Consider the following 15,972-nt stretch of genomic DNA (forward strand, 5'->3'; position numbering starts at 1 on the left):
AGACGCCTGGCCGGCAGAAGTTGTTCATCAAGGCTGATGCCGGGCCAGCACTTCGTCGCGCGGACCGGCATCGACCACGCGTCCGGCTTCCATCACCACGATGGTGTCGAAGCGGTTGAGCAGGCTGGGCCGGTGCACCGAGGCCACGATGCAAGCCGTCGGAAAGGCGGCGTACATGCGGTCGAACACCCGGCCTTCGGCTTGCGGGTCGAGCGCGCTGGTGGGTTCGTCCAGCAGCAGCAAGGAACTGCCGTGCGCGGCCAGCGCCCCGCGTGACAGGGCCAGGCGTTGGCGTTGTCCGCCGGACAGGTTGCTGCCCCGCTCATTCATCGGACTGGCCAGGCCCTCGGGCATGCGTTGCAGCACTTCGTCGAACACGCCGGTATGCACGGCGGCTTGCAGCGCCGCCGTGTCGGCAGGTTCGCCGAAGGTGAGGTTCTCCTGCACGCTGGCCTCGAAGACTTCGGCCTCTTGCGGAATCAGCGTGGCCAGCGTGCGCAGTTCGGCCCAGTCCACGGGCTGGCCGTCGCGCAGCAGCTCGCCTTGTTGCGGCGGGTAGAGTCCGGCGAGCGTGCGCAACAGCGTGCTCTTGCCGCCGCCGCTGGCGCCGATCAGCGCGACGCGAGAGCCGCGCCGCAATACCAGGTCGACGCCATGCAGGCCGCCGCGTCCTTCATCCGAATAGCGCCAGGTGGCGCCGCGCAACTCCAGAGTCTGCCACGGTGCTTCGGGCTGCACGGCGGGCACGACGGCATTGGGGTCGCCCGGCGCCTGCCAGATGGGTTCGGCGCTGCTGTAGTCGGTGTGCATGCGCGCGAAGCTTTGGAAGTTGGAGGCGATGGCGCTGACCACCGACGCGGCCTGCTGGGCGTATTGATAGATCATGAAAATGGTGCCCAGCAATAGCGCCTGCCCTGGCTCGCGGTGCCGCAGCACGTACTCCACCACGAGGATCCAGGTGAGGCACATGCCCGCCAGGTCCACCACGCACCACTTGACCTCGTTGATCCACAGGGCGCGGCGCAGCGGTTTCATCACCGCCGCCAGGCGGCGGCCCAGGATCTTGCGCGAGGCGGCCTGCAGCCGCAGCCCGATCACGGTGCCGGCATTGCTGACGAAGTCGAGCAGCGCCGCGACGTAGCGGCGTTCCTGGTCGTTTTCGGAATGGGCCAGGCGCATCAGCGCGAGGTCAAAGCGCAATGTGACCAGGGCGATGATCAGGTAGCCGCTCACGGCGATGAGGCCGCTGACGTGGGACAGCAAGGTCAACGCCACCAGCGGGCCGATGAAATTCAAGGCGCTGTGCAGGTATCCGTACATGCTGCGGGCGAACGTCGACAATGCGCGGCTGGATTGCAGCACGCGGTGTTGCAGGTCGCCGGAATGCCGGCCGTCGCGCCAGGTCAGCGGGGCCGCGGCGATGCGGGCATAGAGATCGTCGGCCTGCCGTTCGCGGACATGCACGCCCACGTTGCCTTCCAGGACGCGTCCCGGTCCGTGAAACACCCAGGACATCATGTAGCTGCCGACCAGGAACAGGATCCACAGGCCGGCCGTGGGCATGTCGTTCTGCTGCAAGGCATTGATGGCGTGGGAGGCCAGCCAGGGCAGGGTCAGCTTGACCAGTTGCGCGCCCGACAGCAGCGCGATGGCGCCCATCAGCTGCCGCCGCGCGCCGTCGGCATAGTGCCAGAGCGCGCGGTACAGCACGAGCGCCGCGCGGCCCATGCCGATGGAGGAAGAGGGGGAAGAAGAATCAGGCTTCATCGCGTGGAGGGGAAGTCAGGAGTGGCGCGGCATGACTATGCTATCCGACAAACGCCGCCGCGCTCCAAAGCAAAAAGCCCCGCCAAAGGCGGGGCCAAGTGCTTGAATTCATTGGTGGCCTGGGGCGGAATCGAACCACCGACACAAGGATTTTCAATCCTCTGCTCTACCGACTGAGCTACCAGGCCAACGCGAAAGTCCGCCACTATACACAATATCCGCGTCATGTGGGCGGCGGCCCGCCGTCCGGCGCGCTGCGGTGGGCTTGCGCGAGGACGGCGCCGGCTTCCGGGGAAATGCTGCGCAGGTGCAGGTCGGTCTGCGGGTACGGTATCTGGATGCCGGCCTGCGTCAGCGCCTCGTACATCCGCGACAGCATGTCGCTGCGGATGGACATCCACTGGTCGAAGTCCGGCGTCCAGGCGCGGATGCTGAAATCCAGGGTGCTGGCGCCAAAGCCCATGAAGAGCGCGATGGGCGCCGGCTGGGTGGAGACGCCCAGCGTGCCGCGCGCCACCGAGCCCAGCAGTTCGATGGCCTGCGCGGGGTCCGTGCCGTAGGCCAGGCCGACGTTGATCTCGATGCGGCGGTTGCGGTCCAGCATGGTCCAGTTGGTCAGCTTCTCCGATAGCAGGGTGCCGTTCGGGACCACCACGTCGGCGCCTTCGAAGGTCCTGATGCGGGTGGCGCGCATGCCGATCTCGCGCACCTGTCCGGAGGTTTCGCCGATTTCCACCACGTCGCCGGGCTGGATCGGGCGCTCGAACATCAGGATCAGGCCCGACACGAAGTTGTTGACCACGTTCTGCAGGCCGAAGCCTATGCCCACGCCCAAGGCGCCGAGCACCAGGGCCAGCTGGCTGGTCCTGACGCCGGCGGCCGACAGCGCCACCGCCAGGCCCAGCAGCAGCACCGAGTAGTAGGTCAGCGAGGCGATGCTGTTGCCCACGCCGCGTGGCAGCGGCATGCGGGCCAGCACTTCATCGTGCAGCACCAGGCGGATCGCGCGCGCGGCCCAGAACGCGATCAACACCGAGATCGCGAACACCAGGATGTTGCCCAGGCTGAGGGTGATGTCCCCGAGCGCCAGCGTGTACGACAGCACTTTCGTGGTGAAGGCGTAGCTGCCGCGCAGGATGCGGAAGCGGTCCATCGTGTAGAGGGTCCAACCCACGACGGCGCTGGCCATCACCAGGCGGATCAGCAGCTGCACCAGGGGCGGGGCGTGTTCGCGTGCGATGCGAAAGCGCGATACGCCGGGCCGGGCCAGCATCAGTTGCAGCAGGGTGACGATGATGGTGACCCCGGCGTAGAGCATCAGGCCGAAGTAGCCGCTGCTGATGACGGCGCTGGTCAGCATTTCCGCCATCGACAGGTTGCCGACGAGGTTGGCGAAGCCGGCAACGGTCAGCAGCGCCACCGCGGCCCAGGCGCCGATACGCACGGCCTGGTGCAGCCGGCCGGAAGCCTGGAGGGTGCCGCGGCGTTTGGCGCGAGCGTGCAGCCATAGCGCCGTGGCCAGGGCCAGCAGGGTGATGACGAGGTTGTGCAACCGGTACAGCGTTTCGCTGGCCAGGAAGAAAATGCCCAGCCGCTCGGCTAGATACAGCCCGGTGATGGCGTAGGGCCACAGGTCCAGCTGGTCGCGCGCGGTCGGCGGCAATAGGCGCAGCACGGGCACGACCGCCAGCAGCAGCGCGATCTGCAGCACGATCAGCGGGGCGTCCGATTCCAGCAGCTGCACGCCCATCATGGCCAGCAGCAGCCAGGCTGACAGCGGGCGCCCCAGCACCCGCGCGGCCGTCGCGCTCATTTCGCCGGCCCGGATCGCGTGGCGGCTGTGCCAGGCCAGCCATAGCAGCAGGGGCAGCAGCACCACTTGCAGCACGTGCAGGGCGAGTTGGTTGCCGGTATCGGCCGCCGCGTACTGGCGGGCGAAGCGTAGTTCCATGTCCAGGCCGGTGCGCAGATAGGCCATCGCATCGCTGCGCGCGGTGGGCGTGAAGGTCGCGGCCCATAGCGGTGGCGCATCCAGTTCGAGCAGGCGGGCGTCGATGTAGCTGATGGCGCCGGCGACCGCGCGCTGCCCGGCCTGGATGCGCTCTTCGACGGAGTTGGCGCGCTGGCCCAGCTCAATCTGGCGGCCCAGGGGCACGGACAGGGCTTGTTCGGCCCGCGTCAGTTGGGCAATGACGGAATCGATCCGGCCTGTCAGCGCGGGCGGCAGGTCGGCGGCGCCAGGCGCGATCTTGAGGGCCTGCCATGCCTCGCGGCGGCGCGCCAGTTCGGCCGCGTCGCTGGCGTATGCGGCGGTCGCCTGTCGCATGTCCTCCTGCCAGTCCGCGAAACGGCGTGCGTCGAACATCCAGTGCCGTTCCAGGCTTTCCAGCCGCATGATGGGCAGGGTGCGCAACTGGGCCGGCTGGAACTGCTGGAGCTTTTCGTCGACGGACCGGGAAATCGATTCCAGGCGCGGCGCCAGCGAGTCGGTGGGGTCGGTTCCCGCGATGCGTTCCATGACGCTTTCGGCATAGCGGTGGTCGGTGTCCGCGCGCAGCGGGATTTCCGCCACCAGGATCGCATGGGCCTGCGTGGAAGCCGGGGCGGGGCGGGCCGGCGCCGTCGCGGCGCCCTGGGCGTAGACGGGGCCGAGCAGGCTGGCCAGCAGTGCAATCAGACCGAAAAGCGATTTTGCTCTTGCTGTTGCTTGGGCGCGCATGTCGCGGCTCCGGTGGATGGATGCGGCGGGCTACGGAGAGGGCGTCTTACGATATCGCGGAAGGCGTGCCAGCGAAAGAGGCGCGGGCATCGAATCCTTGGCCCATAGGCTGAGCGCGGCGGCGAATCCCAGCACGACCTGGCGATCCTCGTCGGACCGGCGCATCAGATAGACGCTGGATGAGATCCGCGGCATGTCTTTTTCATGGCTCAGTTCGCAGATCGCGACGGCATCGGCGCGCAGGCGCGCAATCGATTCGGGAACGATGGAAACGCCCAGTCCGGCGGCCACCAGATTGACCACGGCGGGCACTTCCACCACCTGTTGGACGATCTTCGGTTCAAAGCGCGAAAACAGGCAGGCCTGGTACACCGAGTCGGCAAAGATGGACGATCCCAGGCGGAAGAAGACGAAGTCCTCGTTTTTCAATTCGTGCAGGCGTAGCCGTTTGCGCTGCGACAGCGGATGGCCGGGCGGCAGCACCACCACCGACGAATCGTGCCACAGCAGCTCGGCTGAGAATGCCGGATCGGCAGGGACGCCTCGCGAGAGGCACAGATCCAGGCGCCTGTCCTGCAGCCCGGTCAGCTGATCGGCGGGAGGCATCTCCTTCAAGGCCACGTCCACCCGCGGCCGCTCCTGCCGGAACTCGCGGATGAACCGCGGCAACGTGCCGAGGAAGTGCGACCCGGTCAGGCCCAGCGTCACGCACCCTTCCAGGCCCTGCGCCATGCGCTGCACCTGGAGCCTGGCTTCGTCCAGGCGATCCAGCACGGCGTGGACATGGGGCAGCAGCACGCTGCCCGCTTCACTGAGCTGGACGCTTCTGCTGGTGCGTATGAAAAGACGCACGCCGAGGTCGTCCTCGAGGTTGCTCAGTTGCTGGCTGAGTGGCGGTTGCGAAATGTGCAGCTTCTGGGCCGCTTTCGTGAAGCTCTGTTCTTCCGCAATCGCCGCAAAGTACCGAAGCTGCCGCAAGTCCATGGCTGGGCATTCCGTCCAATTTATTTGGAAACACTATAGATGATTCCTTAATTCGTATTGGACGATATCGATCCCGATGCCGAAAATTCCCTTCAACCTGGTTGTTTCAGTCGCAGCATGGAAGTTCCACTTCAACTCGAACGAATTGATCAAGATGAAAAAGACACTGAGTTTCTTTGCGCTGAGTTTTCCCCTGGTTATTGCCCAGTCCGGCGCCGTCCACGCGCAAGGCTACCCGGCCAAGGCCGTCACGGTCATTGTTCCGCACGGACCGGGAGGGGCCAATGACGCGGTCGCCCGGCCCTTCGCCCAAAAAATCGGCGAGCGCCTGCATCAGACTTTCGTCGTGGAGAACCGGGCGGGTGCGGGCGGTAATATCGGAATCGGCGTGTCGGCGCGCGGCAGCCAGGACGGCTACAACCTGCTGTTGACCGTGGGCAGCAGCTATACCATCAGCCCGTTCGTCTACAAGACCGTGCCGTTCGATCCCAAGAAGGACTTCGAGCCCATCGGCCTGGTGGCGACGGCTCCGTATGTCTTGATCGTCAATCCGGAGCTGCCGGTAAAGACCGTGCAGGACCTGATTGCGTTGGCGAAAAGCAAGCCGGGCCAACTGCACATGGCGTCCGCGGGCAACGGCACGCTCGATCATCTGCTCGGCGAAATGTTCAAGCGGGCGGCAGGCGTCGATATGCTGCACATCCCCTACAAGGGGGCGTCTGCCGCCAATACGGACATGGTGTCTGGCCGGGTGTCGGTGACGTTCACGAGCTGGCCCAGCGTCATGTCCTTCGTCCATGCCGGCAAGCTGCGCCTGCTTGCCGTTGCGTCGTCCGAGCGTTCATCGCTGCTGCCGGACGTGCCGACCATCGCGGAGACCGTGCCTGGCGTCGCGGCCATGTCCTGGTATGGCCTGTTCGCCCCGGCCGGGACTCCGGCGGACGTCGTCGCAACGCTGCGCCGCGAAACCTCGGACGTACTTGCGGACAAGTCGTTTCAAGCCAACCTGAAGGCCCAGGGCGCGGAAGCCGCGAACACAACGCCCGCTCAGTTTTCGGAGCTGATCGACGCTGACCTGAAGACGTGGTCCGGAATCATCGAGCAGACCGGCGCCCGCGTGGAGTGACGGCGGCCAAATCCTTCTGTTTTGGAGTTTTGCATGAGCAGTGCAGCGGAAAACTACAAGGGCGTGTGGGGGCATCGAGTCGGCTTTGGCGACAAGGCGGCGCTGCTGCTCGTCGACTTCGTGCAAGCCTATACGCGGGAAGAATCGCCCATGTTCGGCGCAGGCGTCGTGGACGCCGTGGCGCATGGCGCGGAAATCCTGCGTGCGGCGCGCGATGCCGGCATGATGGTCATCCACACCACGATCACGCACCAGTCCGGCACGCTGGCCGACGCCGGCGCCTGGTATCGCAAGTCCCCCATTCTTGAGCTGTTCAAGCGCGCGCCCTACAACGAGTTCTGTGGCGGGGTGGAGCCCTTGCCAGGCGAGATCGTCCTGCACAAGCAGTACGCCAGCAGTTTCTTTGGCACCAGCCTGGCCAGCACGCTGATGGCTGCCAGGGTCGACACCTTGATCGTGTTGGGGTGCTCCACGAGCGGCTGCGTCCGAGCGACTGCGGTGGATGGCGTGCAGTATGGCTTGAACGTGATCGTGGTGCGGGAGGGGGTGGGGGACCTTCATCCGGATCCGCATGAGGCCAATCTCTTCGATATCGACAGCAAGTACGGGGACGTGGTGTCCAAGCGGGACGCGCTCGAATTCATCCGCGCGCATCGGGCGGCGTAGCGGGTCGAGCGCCGCCAGAAGGTTTGGCGACGGACGACATCGGCGAAGAAAACAAAAAGCCCCGCCAAGGCGGCGCTCGTTGCTTGAATCTTTTTGGTGGCCTGGGGCGGAATCGAACCACCGACACAAGGATTTTCAATCCTCTGCTCTACCGACTGAGCTACCAGGCCAACGAAGTCCGCAACTATACACAATTTTTGAGGCTTGTGCCAGTTGAGGCAGAAAACTGTGGATATTTTGGTCCCGGCCGGATTGCAGGCGGAATCGTGGGGCGAAATCGCGACGCCCCAGCCGGAATTCCGTCGCTGGCCCCGCGGACTGTTGGGTGGACGGCACGAAAGGTGCGACCCAAGGTCGCGGCCAGGGGGTGAAATGGCCTGGGGATAACCCGCGGGGGTATAATGATTAGCGGTCTGACGCTGCATTCAGGTTTGCATAACCCCGGTTTGCGGCGCCTCGTTCTTGGTGGCAGTACTTAACGCTTACGCGCGGATGGCCCAGCCATCCTTCCTACATGTCGGTAGCTGTCCTTGCCTTCGGTCTGAATCACACGTCCGCGCCGGTTTCGGTCCGCGAGCGTGTTTCCATGCCCGTCGATCTGGTGAAGCCCGCGCTGGAAGGCCTGCGCTCGGCGTTCGGCGGCTCGGTCCGCGAAGCCGCCATCCTGTCCACCTGTAACCGCACCGAAATCTATTGCGCCGCCGACGGCCACGTGGCCGATCAGTTGCCCGCCTGGCTGGCTGATTACAACCGCCTGGACGCCGGCACGCTGCGCCCGCATCTCTACCGCCATCACCAGGACGATGCCGTGCGCCACGCTTTCCGCGTGGCCAGCGGCCTGGACTCCATGGTGCTGGGCGAGACCCAGATCGTGGGCCAGATGAAGGACGCCGTGCGCGCGGCCGGTGAAGCCGGGGCGCTGGGCACCTTGCTGCACCAGATGTTCCAGCGCACCTTCTCGGTGGCCAAGGAAGTGCGGTCGCAGACCGCCATCGGCGCGCAGTCGGTGTCCATGGCCGCCGCCGCGGTGCGCCTGGCCGAGCGCGTGTTCGGCAATCTGGACCAGGCCCGCACGCTGTTCATCGGCGCGGGCGAAATGATCGAATTGTGCGCCACGCACTTCGCGGCGCAGCGCCCGCGCAGCATGGTGGTGGCCAACCGCACGGCCGAACGCGCCGAGGTCCTGGCCAACCGCTTTGCCGCCAGCACCATGAAACTGTCGGACCTGACGGACCGCCTGTCCGAGTTCGACGTCATCGTTTCCTGTACGGCAAGCTCCCTGCCCATCCTCGGTTTGGGGATGGTGGAACGGGCCACGCGCCTGCGCCGCCACCGCCCCATGGTCATGATCGACCTGGCCGTGCCGCGCGACATCGAACCCGAAGTCGGCCGTCTGGACGACGTCTACCTGTATTCGGTGGACGACCTGGGCCGCCTGGTGCAGACCGGCACCGACGCGCGCCGCGCGGCCGTGGTGCAGGCCGAAGCCATCATCGAAACCCGCGTCCAGGGCTTCATGCACTGGATGCAGTCCCGCGAAGTGGTGCCCGTCATCCGCGACCTGCACCAGGCCGCCGAGGACGTGCGCAGCGCCGAGCTGGAACGCGCCCGCCGCCTGCTGGCGCGGGGCGAATCGCCGGAAGCCGTGCTCGAGCAGCTGGCCCACGGCTTGACGCAGAAGTACCTGCACGGCCCGCTGGCGGCGCTGAACCGCAGCGAAGGCGACGACCGCAAGCAGCTGCTTGCCTGGATGCCGCGCCTGTTCCCCGGCCGCGACTCCCGCCGTTAGCGACTCTGCCCCACGTCCCGCCTCCTGGCGGGCGTTCGTCTTTTGGGCGCCCGCTATCCGCTTTCCCGCTTTTCTTTTTGGTCCTTCCCCATGAAATCTTCCATGCGCAGCCGGCTGGAGCACCTGTGCCATCGCCTCATCGAGGTCGACGCCCTGCTCGCCGAACCGGAAACCGCGTCCGACATGGACCGTTTCCGCAAGCTCTCGCGCGAACGCGCGGAACTGGAGCCGGTGGTCGAGGCGTTCACCGCCTTCGCCCGTACCGAGGATGATCTGGCCGCGGCCCAGGAAATGCTGTCCGATCCGGACCTGAAGTCCATGGCCGAGGATGAGATCAAGTCCGGCCGCGTCAAGCTCGAAGAACTGGAAGCCGCGCTGCAATTGCTGCTGCTGCCGCGTGACCCCAATGACGGGCGCAGCCTGTTCCTGGAAATCCGCGCGGGCACGGGCGGCGACGAAAGCGCGCTGTTCTCGGGCGACCTGCTGCGCATGTACACGCGCTACGCGGAACAGCGCGGCTGGCGCGTGGAGCTGATGTCGGAGAGCGCTTCTGAACTGGGCGGCTACAAGGAAGTGATTGCGCGCATCGACGGCGACGGCGCCTATGGCCGCCTGAAGTTCGAGTCCGGCGCGCACCGCGTGCAGCGCGTGCCCGCCACCGAGGCGCAGGGCCGCATCCATACCTCGGCCTGCACGGTGGCCATCATGGCCGAAGCCGACGAGATGTCGGAAATCGTCATCAACGCGAACGACTTGCGCATCGACACCTTCCGCGCCAGCGGCGCGGGCGGGCAGCACATCAACAAGACCGATTCGGCGGTGCGCATCACCCACTTGCCGACCGGGCTGGTGGTGGAATGCCAGGACGACCGCTCGCAGCACCGCAACAAGGACAAGGCCATGCAAGTGTTGGCCGCGCGCCTGAAGGACAAGGAAACCCGCGAGCGGCAGAGCAAGGAAGCCGCCGAACGCAAGAGCCTGATCGGGACGGGCGACCGTTCCGAACGCATCCGCACCTACAACTTCCCGCAGGGCCGCGTGACCGACCACCGCATCAACCTGACGCTGTACAAGCTGCAGCAGATCATGGAAGGCGATCTGGAAGAGCTGACCGGTGCGCTCATCGCCGAACACCAGGCCGAGCAGCTGGCGGCCCTGGGCGACGATATCTGAGCCCGGCCATGACGCCGCCCCAGCTGAAAAGCCTGCTGCTCGACACGCGCCTGCCCCGCCTGGAGGTGCGCATGCTGCTGGAGCACGTGCTGGCCAAGCCGCGCGCCTGGCTGCTGGCGCATGACACGGACCCCTTGCTGCCCGAGACGGCCGCGGCCTACGAGGCCCTGGCCCAGCGGCGCCTGGCCGGGGAGCCCATGGCCTATCTGCTGGGCCATCGCGAATTCATGGGCCATCGCTTCCGCGTGACCCCGGACGTGCTGATCCCGCGCCCGGATACCGAGGTGCTGGTGGAGACCGCGCTGGAATGCCTGGCCGGCCAGGCCGCGCCCGCGGTGCTGGACCTGGGCACCGGCAGCGGCGCGATCGCCATTTCGATTGCGCTGGCGCGCCGCGACGCGCGGGTGATGGCTTCCGACGTCAGCGCGGCCGCGCTGGCGGTCGCCGCCGCCAACGCCTGGGACCTGGCCGCGTCCGTGCGCCTGGTCGAAGGCAGCTGGTACGAGGCCGTGCCCGCAGGCGAGGGTTTCGACCTGATCGTGTCCAATCCTCCCTATGTGGCCTGCGACGACCCGCACTTGGACCAGGGTGACGTGCGTTTCGAGCCGCGCGGGGCGCTGACCGACGGCGCGGGCGGGCTGGAAGACCTGGCCCGCATCGTCCAGGGCGCTGGCCGCCACCTGAAACGGGGCGGCGCCCTGTGGATGGAACACGGCTGGGACCAGGCGCAGGCGGTCCGGGACCTGCTGGCGGCGGCTGGATTCCAGGAGGTGCACAGCCGCAAGGACCTGGCCGGCATCGAGCGTATTTCCGGCGGCAGGCTGCCTGCCTGACCCGATTCCCGGCGGGGCGCCCGGGGTATCCGGGCGGATTTTCCCACTGTACCTATAATTGGCATATTCCGTTATGCCTGTCCAAGAGACCACCATGAGCGACGTTCAAGAATTCATCCGCGAAACCGTGACCCAGCACCCCGTCGTGCTGTTCATGAAGGGCACCGCCCAGTTCCCGCAATGCGGCTTTTCCGGCAAGGCCATTCAGATCCTGAAGGGCTGTGGCGTGAAGAAGCTGGTCACCGTCAATGTGCTGGAGGACGACGAAGTCCGCCAGGGCATCAAGGAATTCTCCAACTGGCCCACGATTCCGCAGCTGTACGTGGGTGGCGAATTCATCGGCGGCTCGGACATCATGAACGAGATGAATGAATCCGGCGAACTGAAGACGCTGCTGGAGCAATCCGGCGCAACGGCCTAAGCAGTAGCCCATGCGGCGACTGGTCATCGGCATCACGGGCGCCACCGGCTCCCTTTACGCGGTGCGCATGCTGCGGGCATTGCGCGGCGTGGACGATGTCGAAACGCATCTGGTAGTGTCGGCCTCCGGCGTGCTGAACATCAAGCACGAGCTGGACGTTGGCCGCCACGATGTCTATGCGCTGGCCGACCACGTGCACAGCGTGCGCGATGTGGGCGCTACGCTAGCCAGCGGCGCGTTCCAGACCGCCGGCATGGTGATCGTGCCGTGTTCCATGCGCACGCTGGCGGCCGTGGCCCACGGCCTGTCGGATAACCTGATCACCCGCGCCGCCGACGTCACCCTCAAGGAGCGCAGGCGCCTGGTGCTGATGGTGCGCGAGACGCCGTTCAACCTGGCGCATCTGCGCAACATGACGGCCGTGACCGAAATGGGCGGCATCGTGTTTCCGCCGCTGCCCGCGTTCTACCACCGGCCCGCCTCCATCGAAGAGATGGTGGACCACACCGTGGCGCGGGTGCTGGAGCTGTTCGATATCGTCGTGCCGGGGCCGCACTGGGAAGGCATGAAGTAGCGGCCGCTGCATGAAAAAGCCCCTGTCGCCAGGGGCTTTTTCCATTTGCGTGGTTTGCGGCCATCACACTGTCGCGATCGGCGTGACCGGCGACCCGACGGCATGCGGCAAGCGCAAGGGCGGGGCGGTCAGCATGAAGTGGTGGCGGCCGTTGGCGTGCAGCCAGTCGGCCAGGTCCTTCAGGTACCAGAGTTCCGCCAGCGGCAGTCCCAGCTTGAACAGGCAATGGTGGTGCAGCGGCAGCATGGCGCGCGGGCCGGATTTCTCGCGCGCGGGATAGGCTTCCACGGCGTAGTTGTCGGCGCAGATGGCGGCGATGCCGCTGTCCGTGATCCATTGCAGCAGCGCTTGGTCGGTGCCGTCCAGCGCGGCGCCGTAGGTGTGCAGCGTGTCGGCGTCGGGCGTGCCGTTCATGGCGACGACCGCTTCCGCGTAGCCGGTGCGCAGCACCAGCATGTCGCCGGTTTCGACGCTGATGCCGTCGGCCTTCAGCACATGCATCAGTTCCGCGTGGCCGATCAGCGTGCGGCCGGGGCCGTAGTGGCGCAACAGGTCCACCAGCACGCCGCGTCCCTGCATGCCTTTCTGCGCCAGGTTTTCCACGCCTAGCTTCAAGGCCGCCGACGGGCCGCCGCTGTTGCAGCCGCAGCCGGTATGGTCGCCGTCGGCCGGGCCGATGACGTCCACGCCGGCCTGGTAGCCGTTGTAGTAGCGCAGTTCGGGCTTGCCGTCGCCGTCGGCATCGAACAGCGCGCCCACATGGGCCAGCGCGTCCCATTGCGTCGAATACTGCATGGACAGCAGCACCTGGTCGTCGCTCAATACGTCCACCGCGTCCGGGTTGACGGTGCGCAGCGGGAAGTTCAGGTAGGGCGTGTCCGCCAGGCGCGTGGGGCTCAGTTGCGGCGGATGGCGGCGCGGGTTGAGCACGTTGCCGCCGGGCAGGTCCAGCGGCAGCGACAGGCAGAAGGTCTTGCCGGCGCGGATCTCGCGCGCGCCTTTCAGGACCTGTTCTTCGGTGATGAGGTTCAGGCGGCCGAGTTGGTCGTCGGGCCCGAAGTCGCCCCAATTGGAGCCTTCGGGCCGGTTTTTCCAGCGCTGCATGCCGCTTACCCCTTCAGGAAGTCGACGACCGCGCGGGTGAAGACTTCCGGCTGCTCCCAGTTCGAGATGTGGGAGGTGTTCATTTCAAAATAGCGCGCGCCGGGAATGGCTTCGGCCAGCTCGCGGCCCTGGGCCGGGGTGGCGGCCAGATCGTGCGTGCTGCTGATGACCAGCGTGGGCGCCTTGATGCCACCCACTTGCTCACGGAAGTCGGCGTCGCGCAGCGCGGCGCAGTTGCCCGAATAGCCGGCGTCCGGCGTGCGGCGCAGCATGTCGATCAGCACCTGGGTCAGGCCGGGTTCGGCGGCGCGGTAGCTGTCGGTGAGCCAGCGTTCGACCAGCGTGGGCGCCATCTTTTCCAGCGTCTGCTCGGCGACCGCTGAGATGCGGGCGCTCCAGCCTTCGGCCGAGCCGATGCGCGCGGCCGTGTTGCACAGGATCAGCTTGTCCAGCAGCTCGGGACGCGCCAGCGCCAGCCACAGGCCGGTGGGGCCGCCCATCGACAGGCCGCAGAAGTGCGCGCGCTTGATGTTCAGGTGCGCCAGCAGTTCGGCGACGTCGTTGCCCAGTTGCTCGAAGCTGTATTCGCCTTCGGGGATCGACGACTTGCCGTGGCCGCGGGTGTCGTAGCGCAGCACGCGGAAGTGCTTGCTCAGTTCGGGAATCTGGCGGGCCCACATGTCGGAGCAGGTGCCCAGCGAGTTGGAGAGCACGAGCACCGGCGCGTCGGCGGGGCCATCGATGACGTAGTACAGCCGTGCCTGGCTGAGATCGGCGTAAGACATGTGGGTTTATTCCTTGCGTTTACAGATGGCAGACGCCGTCGACGTAGGCCTTGCGCCAGCGGGTGATGTTGACCCGGTCGAACAGATTGGCCTGCGAGAACGGATCGGCGTCGATGAACTGCTGCGCGGCTTCGCGCGTTTCCAGGTCCACGATGTACAGGCCGCCGCCGGCGTCCTTGCCGTCGTCCTGCAGCTTGGCGCCGCAGGCCAGCAGCAGCTGCTTGTTCGCGTCCAGGTATTCCAGGTGCGCGGCGCGATGCTGCTGGCGCACTTCCTGGTGGCCGGGCTTGTCGAAGGTTTCGATGATGTAGGGCATCAGCCGCTCCTGGTCAGATTGCCGAGGGGTGGCGCGCCAGCGCCGTGACGTTGATGTCCATGTACGGGAACAGCGGCAGCGAGGACAGCAGCGTGTGCAGCTCGTCGTTGCTTTCGACGTCGAAGATGCTGACGTTGGCGTAGCGGCCGGCCACGCGCCACAGGTTCTTCCACTTGCCGTCGCGCTGCAGCTGCTGCGCCAGGGCCTTTTCGTCGGCCTTCAGTTTGTCGGCGCGGTCGGCGGGCATGTCGACGGGAAGATTGACTTGCATTTGAACCATGAACAACATGATGACTCTCTCCTGTAAAGCGGCTCCGGCGAAGCCGGAGCGCGCACAAAACTCAGCGGGAAAACTTCAGCGGCAGGCCGGTCAGGCGCAGCAGCTCGTCGGCGGTGGTGTCGCCGAACATGTCGATGACGGTCACGCCGTCGGCGCGGATGTCGAACACCGCCACGTCGGTGTACACGCGCGAGACGCAGCGCACGCCGGTCAGCGGATAGGTGCAGGCTTCGACCAGCTTGCTCTGGCCTTCGCGGGTCTGCAGTTCCATCATCACGAACACGTCCTTGGCGCCGATGGCCAGGTCCATCGCGCCGCCCACGGCGGGAATCGCGTCGGGTGCGCCGGTGTGCCAGTTGGCCAGGTCGCCGTGCTGCGACACCTGGAAGGCGCCCAGCACGCAGATGTCCAGGTGGCCGCCGCGCATCATCGCGAACGAGTCGGCATGATGGAAGAACGAGCAGCCGGGCAGCTCGGTCACGGGCTGCTTGCCGGCGTTGATCAGGTCGTAGTCTTCCTCGCCCTTGGCGGGGGCGGGGCCCATGCCCAGCATGCCGTTTTCGGTGTGCAGGATGACTTCGCGGTCGGACGGCAGATGGTTGGCGACGAGCGTGGGCAGGCCAATGCCCAGGTTCACGTAGGCGCCTTCAGGGATGTCCTGAGCGACGCGGGCGGCGATCTGGTCGCGGGTCAGTTTGGTGCTCATTGCTGCTCCTTGGCGGCCGGGGTGGCTGCGATCTGCACGACGCGTTTCACGAAGATGCCGGGGGTCACGACGGTTTCCGGGTCCAGCTCGCCCAGCTCGACCACTTCGCGCACCTGCGCCACGGCCACGCGCGCCGCGCTGGCCATGATGGGGCCGAAGTTGCGGGCGGTCTTGCGGTAGACCAGGTTGCCCCAGCGGTCGCCGCGCTCGGCCTTGATGAGCGCGTAGTCGGCGTGCAGCGGATACTCCAGCACGTACTGGCGGCCGTTGATCTCGCGGATTTCCTTGCCGTCGGCCAGCGGGGTGCCGTAGCCGGTGGGCGTGAAGAATGCGCCGATGCCGGCGCCGGCGGCGCGGATGCGCTCGGCCAGGTTGCCCTGGGGCACCAGTTCCAGCTCGATCTTGCCGCTGCGGTACAGGCCGTCGAAGATCTGCGAATCCACCTGGCGCGGGAACGAGCAGATGATCTTGCGCACGCGGTTGGCGCCCAGCAGGGCGGCCAGGCCGGTGGTGCCGTTGCCGGCGTTGTTGTTGATGATGACCAGGTCCTTCGCGCCCTGCTCCAGCAGGGCGTCGATCAGTTCCATGGGCTGGCCGGCCGTGCCGAAGCCGCCGATCATGACGGTGGCGCCGTCGGGTACGTCCGCCAGGGCGGCCGCCGCGCTTGCAACAAGCTTAGAAATCATGATGTTTGCTCATAGGTGGCGTGTCATAATTTGTTCTTAATTA

At 66.4% G+C, this 15,972-nt stretch carries 16 protein-coding genes and 2 tRNA genes; 7 read left to right on the plus strand and 11 right to left on the minus strand.

Annotated elements, in window-relative coordinates; all coding sequences use genetic code 11:
* Nucleotides 1-27: 27 nt before the first annotated feature.
* The 4 genes from FOC84_RS15600 to FOC84_RS15615 all read right to left on the minus strand — a co-directional run bounded on the left by FOC84_RS15600 (nucleotide 28) and on the right by FOC84_RS15615 (nucleotide 5,470).
* Entirely contained in the window at nucleotides 28-1,767 is a 1,740-nt protein-coding gene (locus tag FOC84_RS15600) for an ABC transporter ATP-binding protein (RefSeq protein ID WP_254241980.1), read from the minus strand.
* 112 nt (nucleotides 1,768-1,879) lie between these two features.
* Nucleotides 1,880-1,955 (minus strand) — tRNA-Phe (locus FOC84_RS15605).
* A gap of 35 nt (nucleotides 1,956-1,990) precedes the next feature.
* Nucleotides 1,991-4,486 (minus strand): mechanosensitive ion channel family protein, encoded by a 2,496-nt coding sequence (locus FOC84_RS15610; protein WP_173145206.1) that lies wholly within the window; start codon nucleotides 4,484-4,486, stop codon nucleotides 1,991-1,993.
* 30 nt (nucleotides 4,487-4,516) lie between these two features.
* Nucleotides 4,517-5,470: a LysR substrate-binding domain-containing protein gene (locus FOC84_RS15615; RefSeq protein ID WP_173145207.1), complete on the minus strand. Its 954-nt coding sequence runs from the start codon at nucleotides 5,468-5,470 to the stop codon at nucleotides 4,517-4,519.
* A gap of 154 nt (nucleotides 5,471-5,624) precedes the next feature.
* Between FOC84_RS15615 and FOC84_RS15620 the strand changes: the two genes are divergently transcribed.
* A complete protein-coding gene (locus FOC84_RS15620; RefSeq protein ID WP_254241981.1) occupies nucleotides 5,625-6,596 on the plus strand; it encodes a Bug family tripartite tricarboxylate transporter substrate binding protein in 972 nt (323 codons plus the stop codon).
* A gap of 33 nt (nucleotides 6,597-6,629) precedes the next feature.
* Entirely contained in the window at nucleotides 6,630-7,262 is a 633-nt protein-coding gene (locus FOC84_RS15625; RefSeq protein ID WP_173145209.1) for an isochorismatase family protein, read from the plus strand.
* 94 nt (nucleotides 7,263-7,356) lie between these two features.
* Here the strand turns inward: FOC84_RS15625 and FOC84_RS15630 are convergent.
* Nucleotides 7,357-7,432: transfer RNA gene (locus FOC84_RS15630), tRNA-Phe, on the minus strand.
* Nucleotides 7,433-7,776: 344 nt separating this feature from the next.
* On the opposite strand from FOC84_RS15630, the gene hemA reads away from it, so the two are divergent.
* The 5 genes from hemA (at nucleotide 7,777) to FOC84_RS15655 (ending at nucleotide 12,052) form a co-directional block, all read left to right on the plus strand.
* Nucleotides 7,777-9,051: a glutamyl-tRNA reductase gene (gene hemA / locus FOC84_RS15635; RefSeq protein ID WP_173145210.1), complete on the plus strand. Its 1,275-nt coding sequence runs from the start codon at nucleotides 7,777-7,779 to the stop codon at nucleotides 9,049-9,051.
* A gap of 90 nt (nucleotides 9,052-9,141) precedes the next feature.
* Nucleotides 9,142-10,224, plus strand: coding sequence for a peptide chain release factor 1 (gene prfA, locus FOC84_RS15640; RefSeq protein ID WP_173145211.1), 1,083 nt, complete (start codon nucleotides 9,142-9,144; stop codon nucleotides 10,222-10,224).
* Between the two features lie 8 nt (nucleotides 10,225-10,232).
* Nucleotides 10,233-11,057, plus strand: coding sequence for a peptide chain release factor N(5)-glutamine methyltransferase (gene prmC / locus FOC84_RS15645; RefSeq protein WP_173145212.1), 825 nt, complete (start codon nucleotides 10,233-10,235; stop codon nucleotides 11,055-11,057).
* Nucleotides 11,058-11,151: 94 nt separating this feature from the next.
* Nucleotides 11,152-11,478 (plus strand): Grx4 family monothiol glutaredoxin, encoded by a 327-nt coding sequence (gene grxD, locus FOC84_RS15650; RefSeq protein ID WP_173145213.1) that lies wholly within the window; start codon nucleotides 11,152-11,154, stop codon nucleotides 11,476-11,478.
* A gap of 10 nt (nucleotides 11,479-11,488) precedes the next feature.
* Nucleotides 11,489-12,052, plus strand: coding sequence for a UbiX family flavin prenyltransferase (locus tag FOC84_RS15655; protein ID WP_173145214.1), 564 nt, complete (start codon nucleotides 11,489-11,491; stop codon nucleotides 12,050-12,052).
* Nucleotides 12,053-12,115: 63 nt separating this feature from the next.
* On the opposite strand, the gene FOC84_RS15660 is transcribed toward FOC84_RS15655, so the two are convergent.
* From FOC84_RS15660 to FOC84_RS15685, 6 genes are read right to left on the minus strand one after another with little or no spacing between them, the layout of a single operon-like run.
* The gene (locus tag FOC84_RS15660) at nucleotides 12,116-13,156 is read right to left on the minus strand and encodes a cyclase family protein (RefSeq protein WP_173145215.1); all 1,041 of its coding nucleotides are present in this window, start codon (nucleotides 13,154-13,156) and stop codon (nucleotides 12,116-12,118) included.
* Between the two features lie 5 nt (nucleotides 13,157-13,161).
* Nucleotides 13,162-13,941: a 3-oxoadipate enol-lactonase gene (gene pcaD, locus FOC84_RS15665; RefSeq protein WP_173145216.1), complete on the minus strand. Its 780-nt coding sequence runs from the start codon at nucleotides 13,939-13,941 to the stop codon at nucleotides 13,162-13,164.
* A gap of 19 nt (nucleotides 13,942-13,960) precedes the next feature.
* Nucleotides 13,961-14,257: a YciI family protein gene (locus FOC84_RS15670; RefSeq protein ID WP_173145217.1), complete on the minus strand. Its 297-nt coding sequence runs from the start codon at nucleotides 14,255-14,257 to the stop codon at nucleotides 13,961-13,963.
* Between the two features lie 13 nt (nucleotides 14,258-14,270).
* Nucleotides 14,271-14,546 (minus strand): muconolactone Delta-isomerase, encoded by a 276-nt coding sequence (gene catC / locus FOC84_RS15675; protein ID WP_043546701.1) that lies wholly within the window; start codon nucleotides 14,544-14,546, stop codon nucleotides 14,271-14,273.
* A 52-nt stretch (nucleotides 14,547-14,598) separates the two neighbouring features.
* A complete protein-coding gene (locus FOC84_RS15680) occupies nucleotides 14,599-15,243 on the minus strand; it encodes a 3-oxoacid CoA-transferase subunit B (protein ID WP_173145218.1) in 645 nt (214 codons plus the stop codon).
* Entirely contained in the window at nucleotides 15,240-15,929 is a 690-nt protein-coding gene (locus tag FOC84_RS15685; RefSeq protein WP_013396544.1) for a 3-oxoacid CoA-transferase subunit A, read from the minus strand. Before FOC84_RS15685 ends, FOC84_RS15680 begins: the two co-directional genes overlap by 4 nt.
* Nucleotides 15,930-15,972: the final 43 nt, after the last annotated feature.

The sequence above is a fragment of the Achromobacter pestifer genome, from assembly GCF_013267355.1.
In the GTDB taxonomy this organism is placed as follows: Bacteria; Pseudomonadota; Gammaproteobacteria; order Burkholderiales; family Burkholderiaceae_B; genus Achromobacter; species Achromobacter pestifer_A.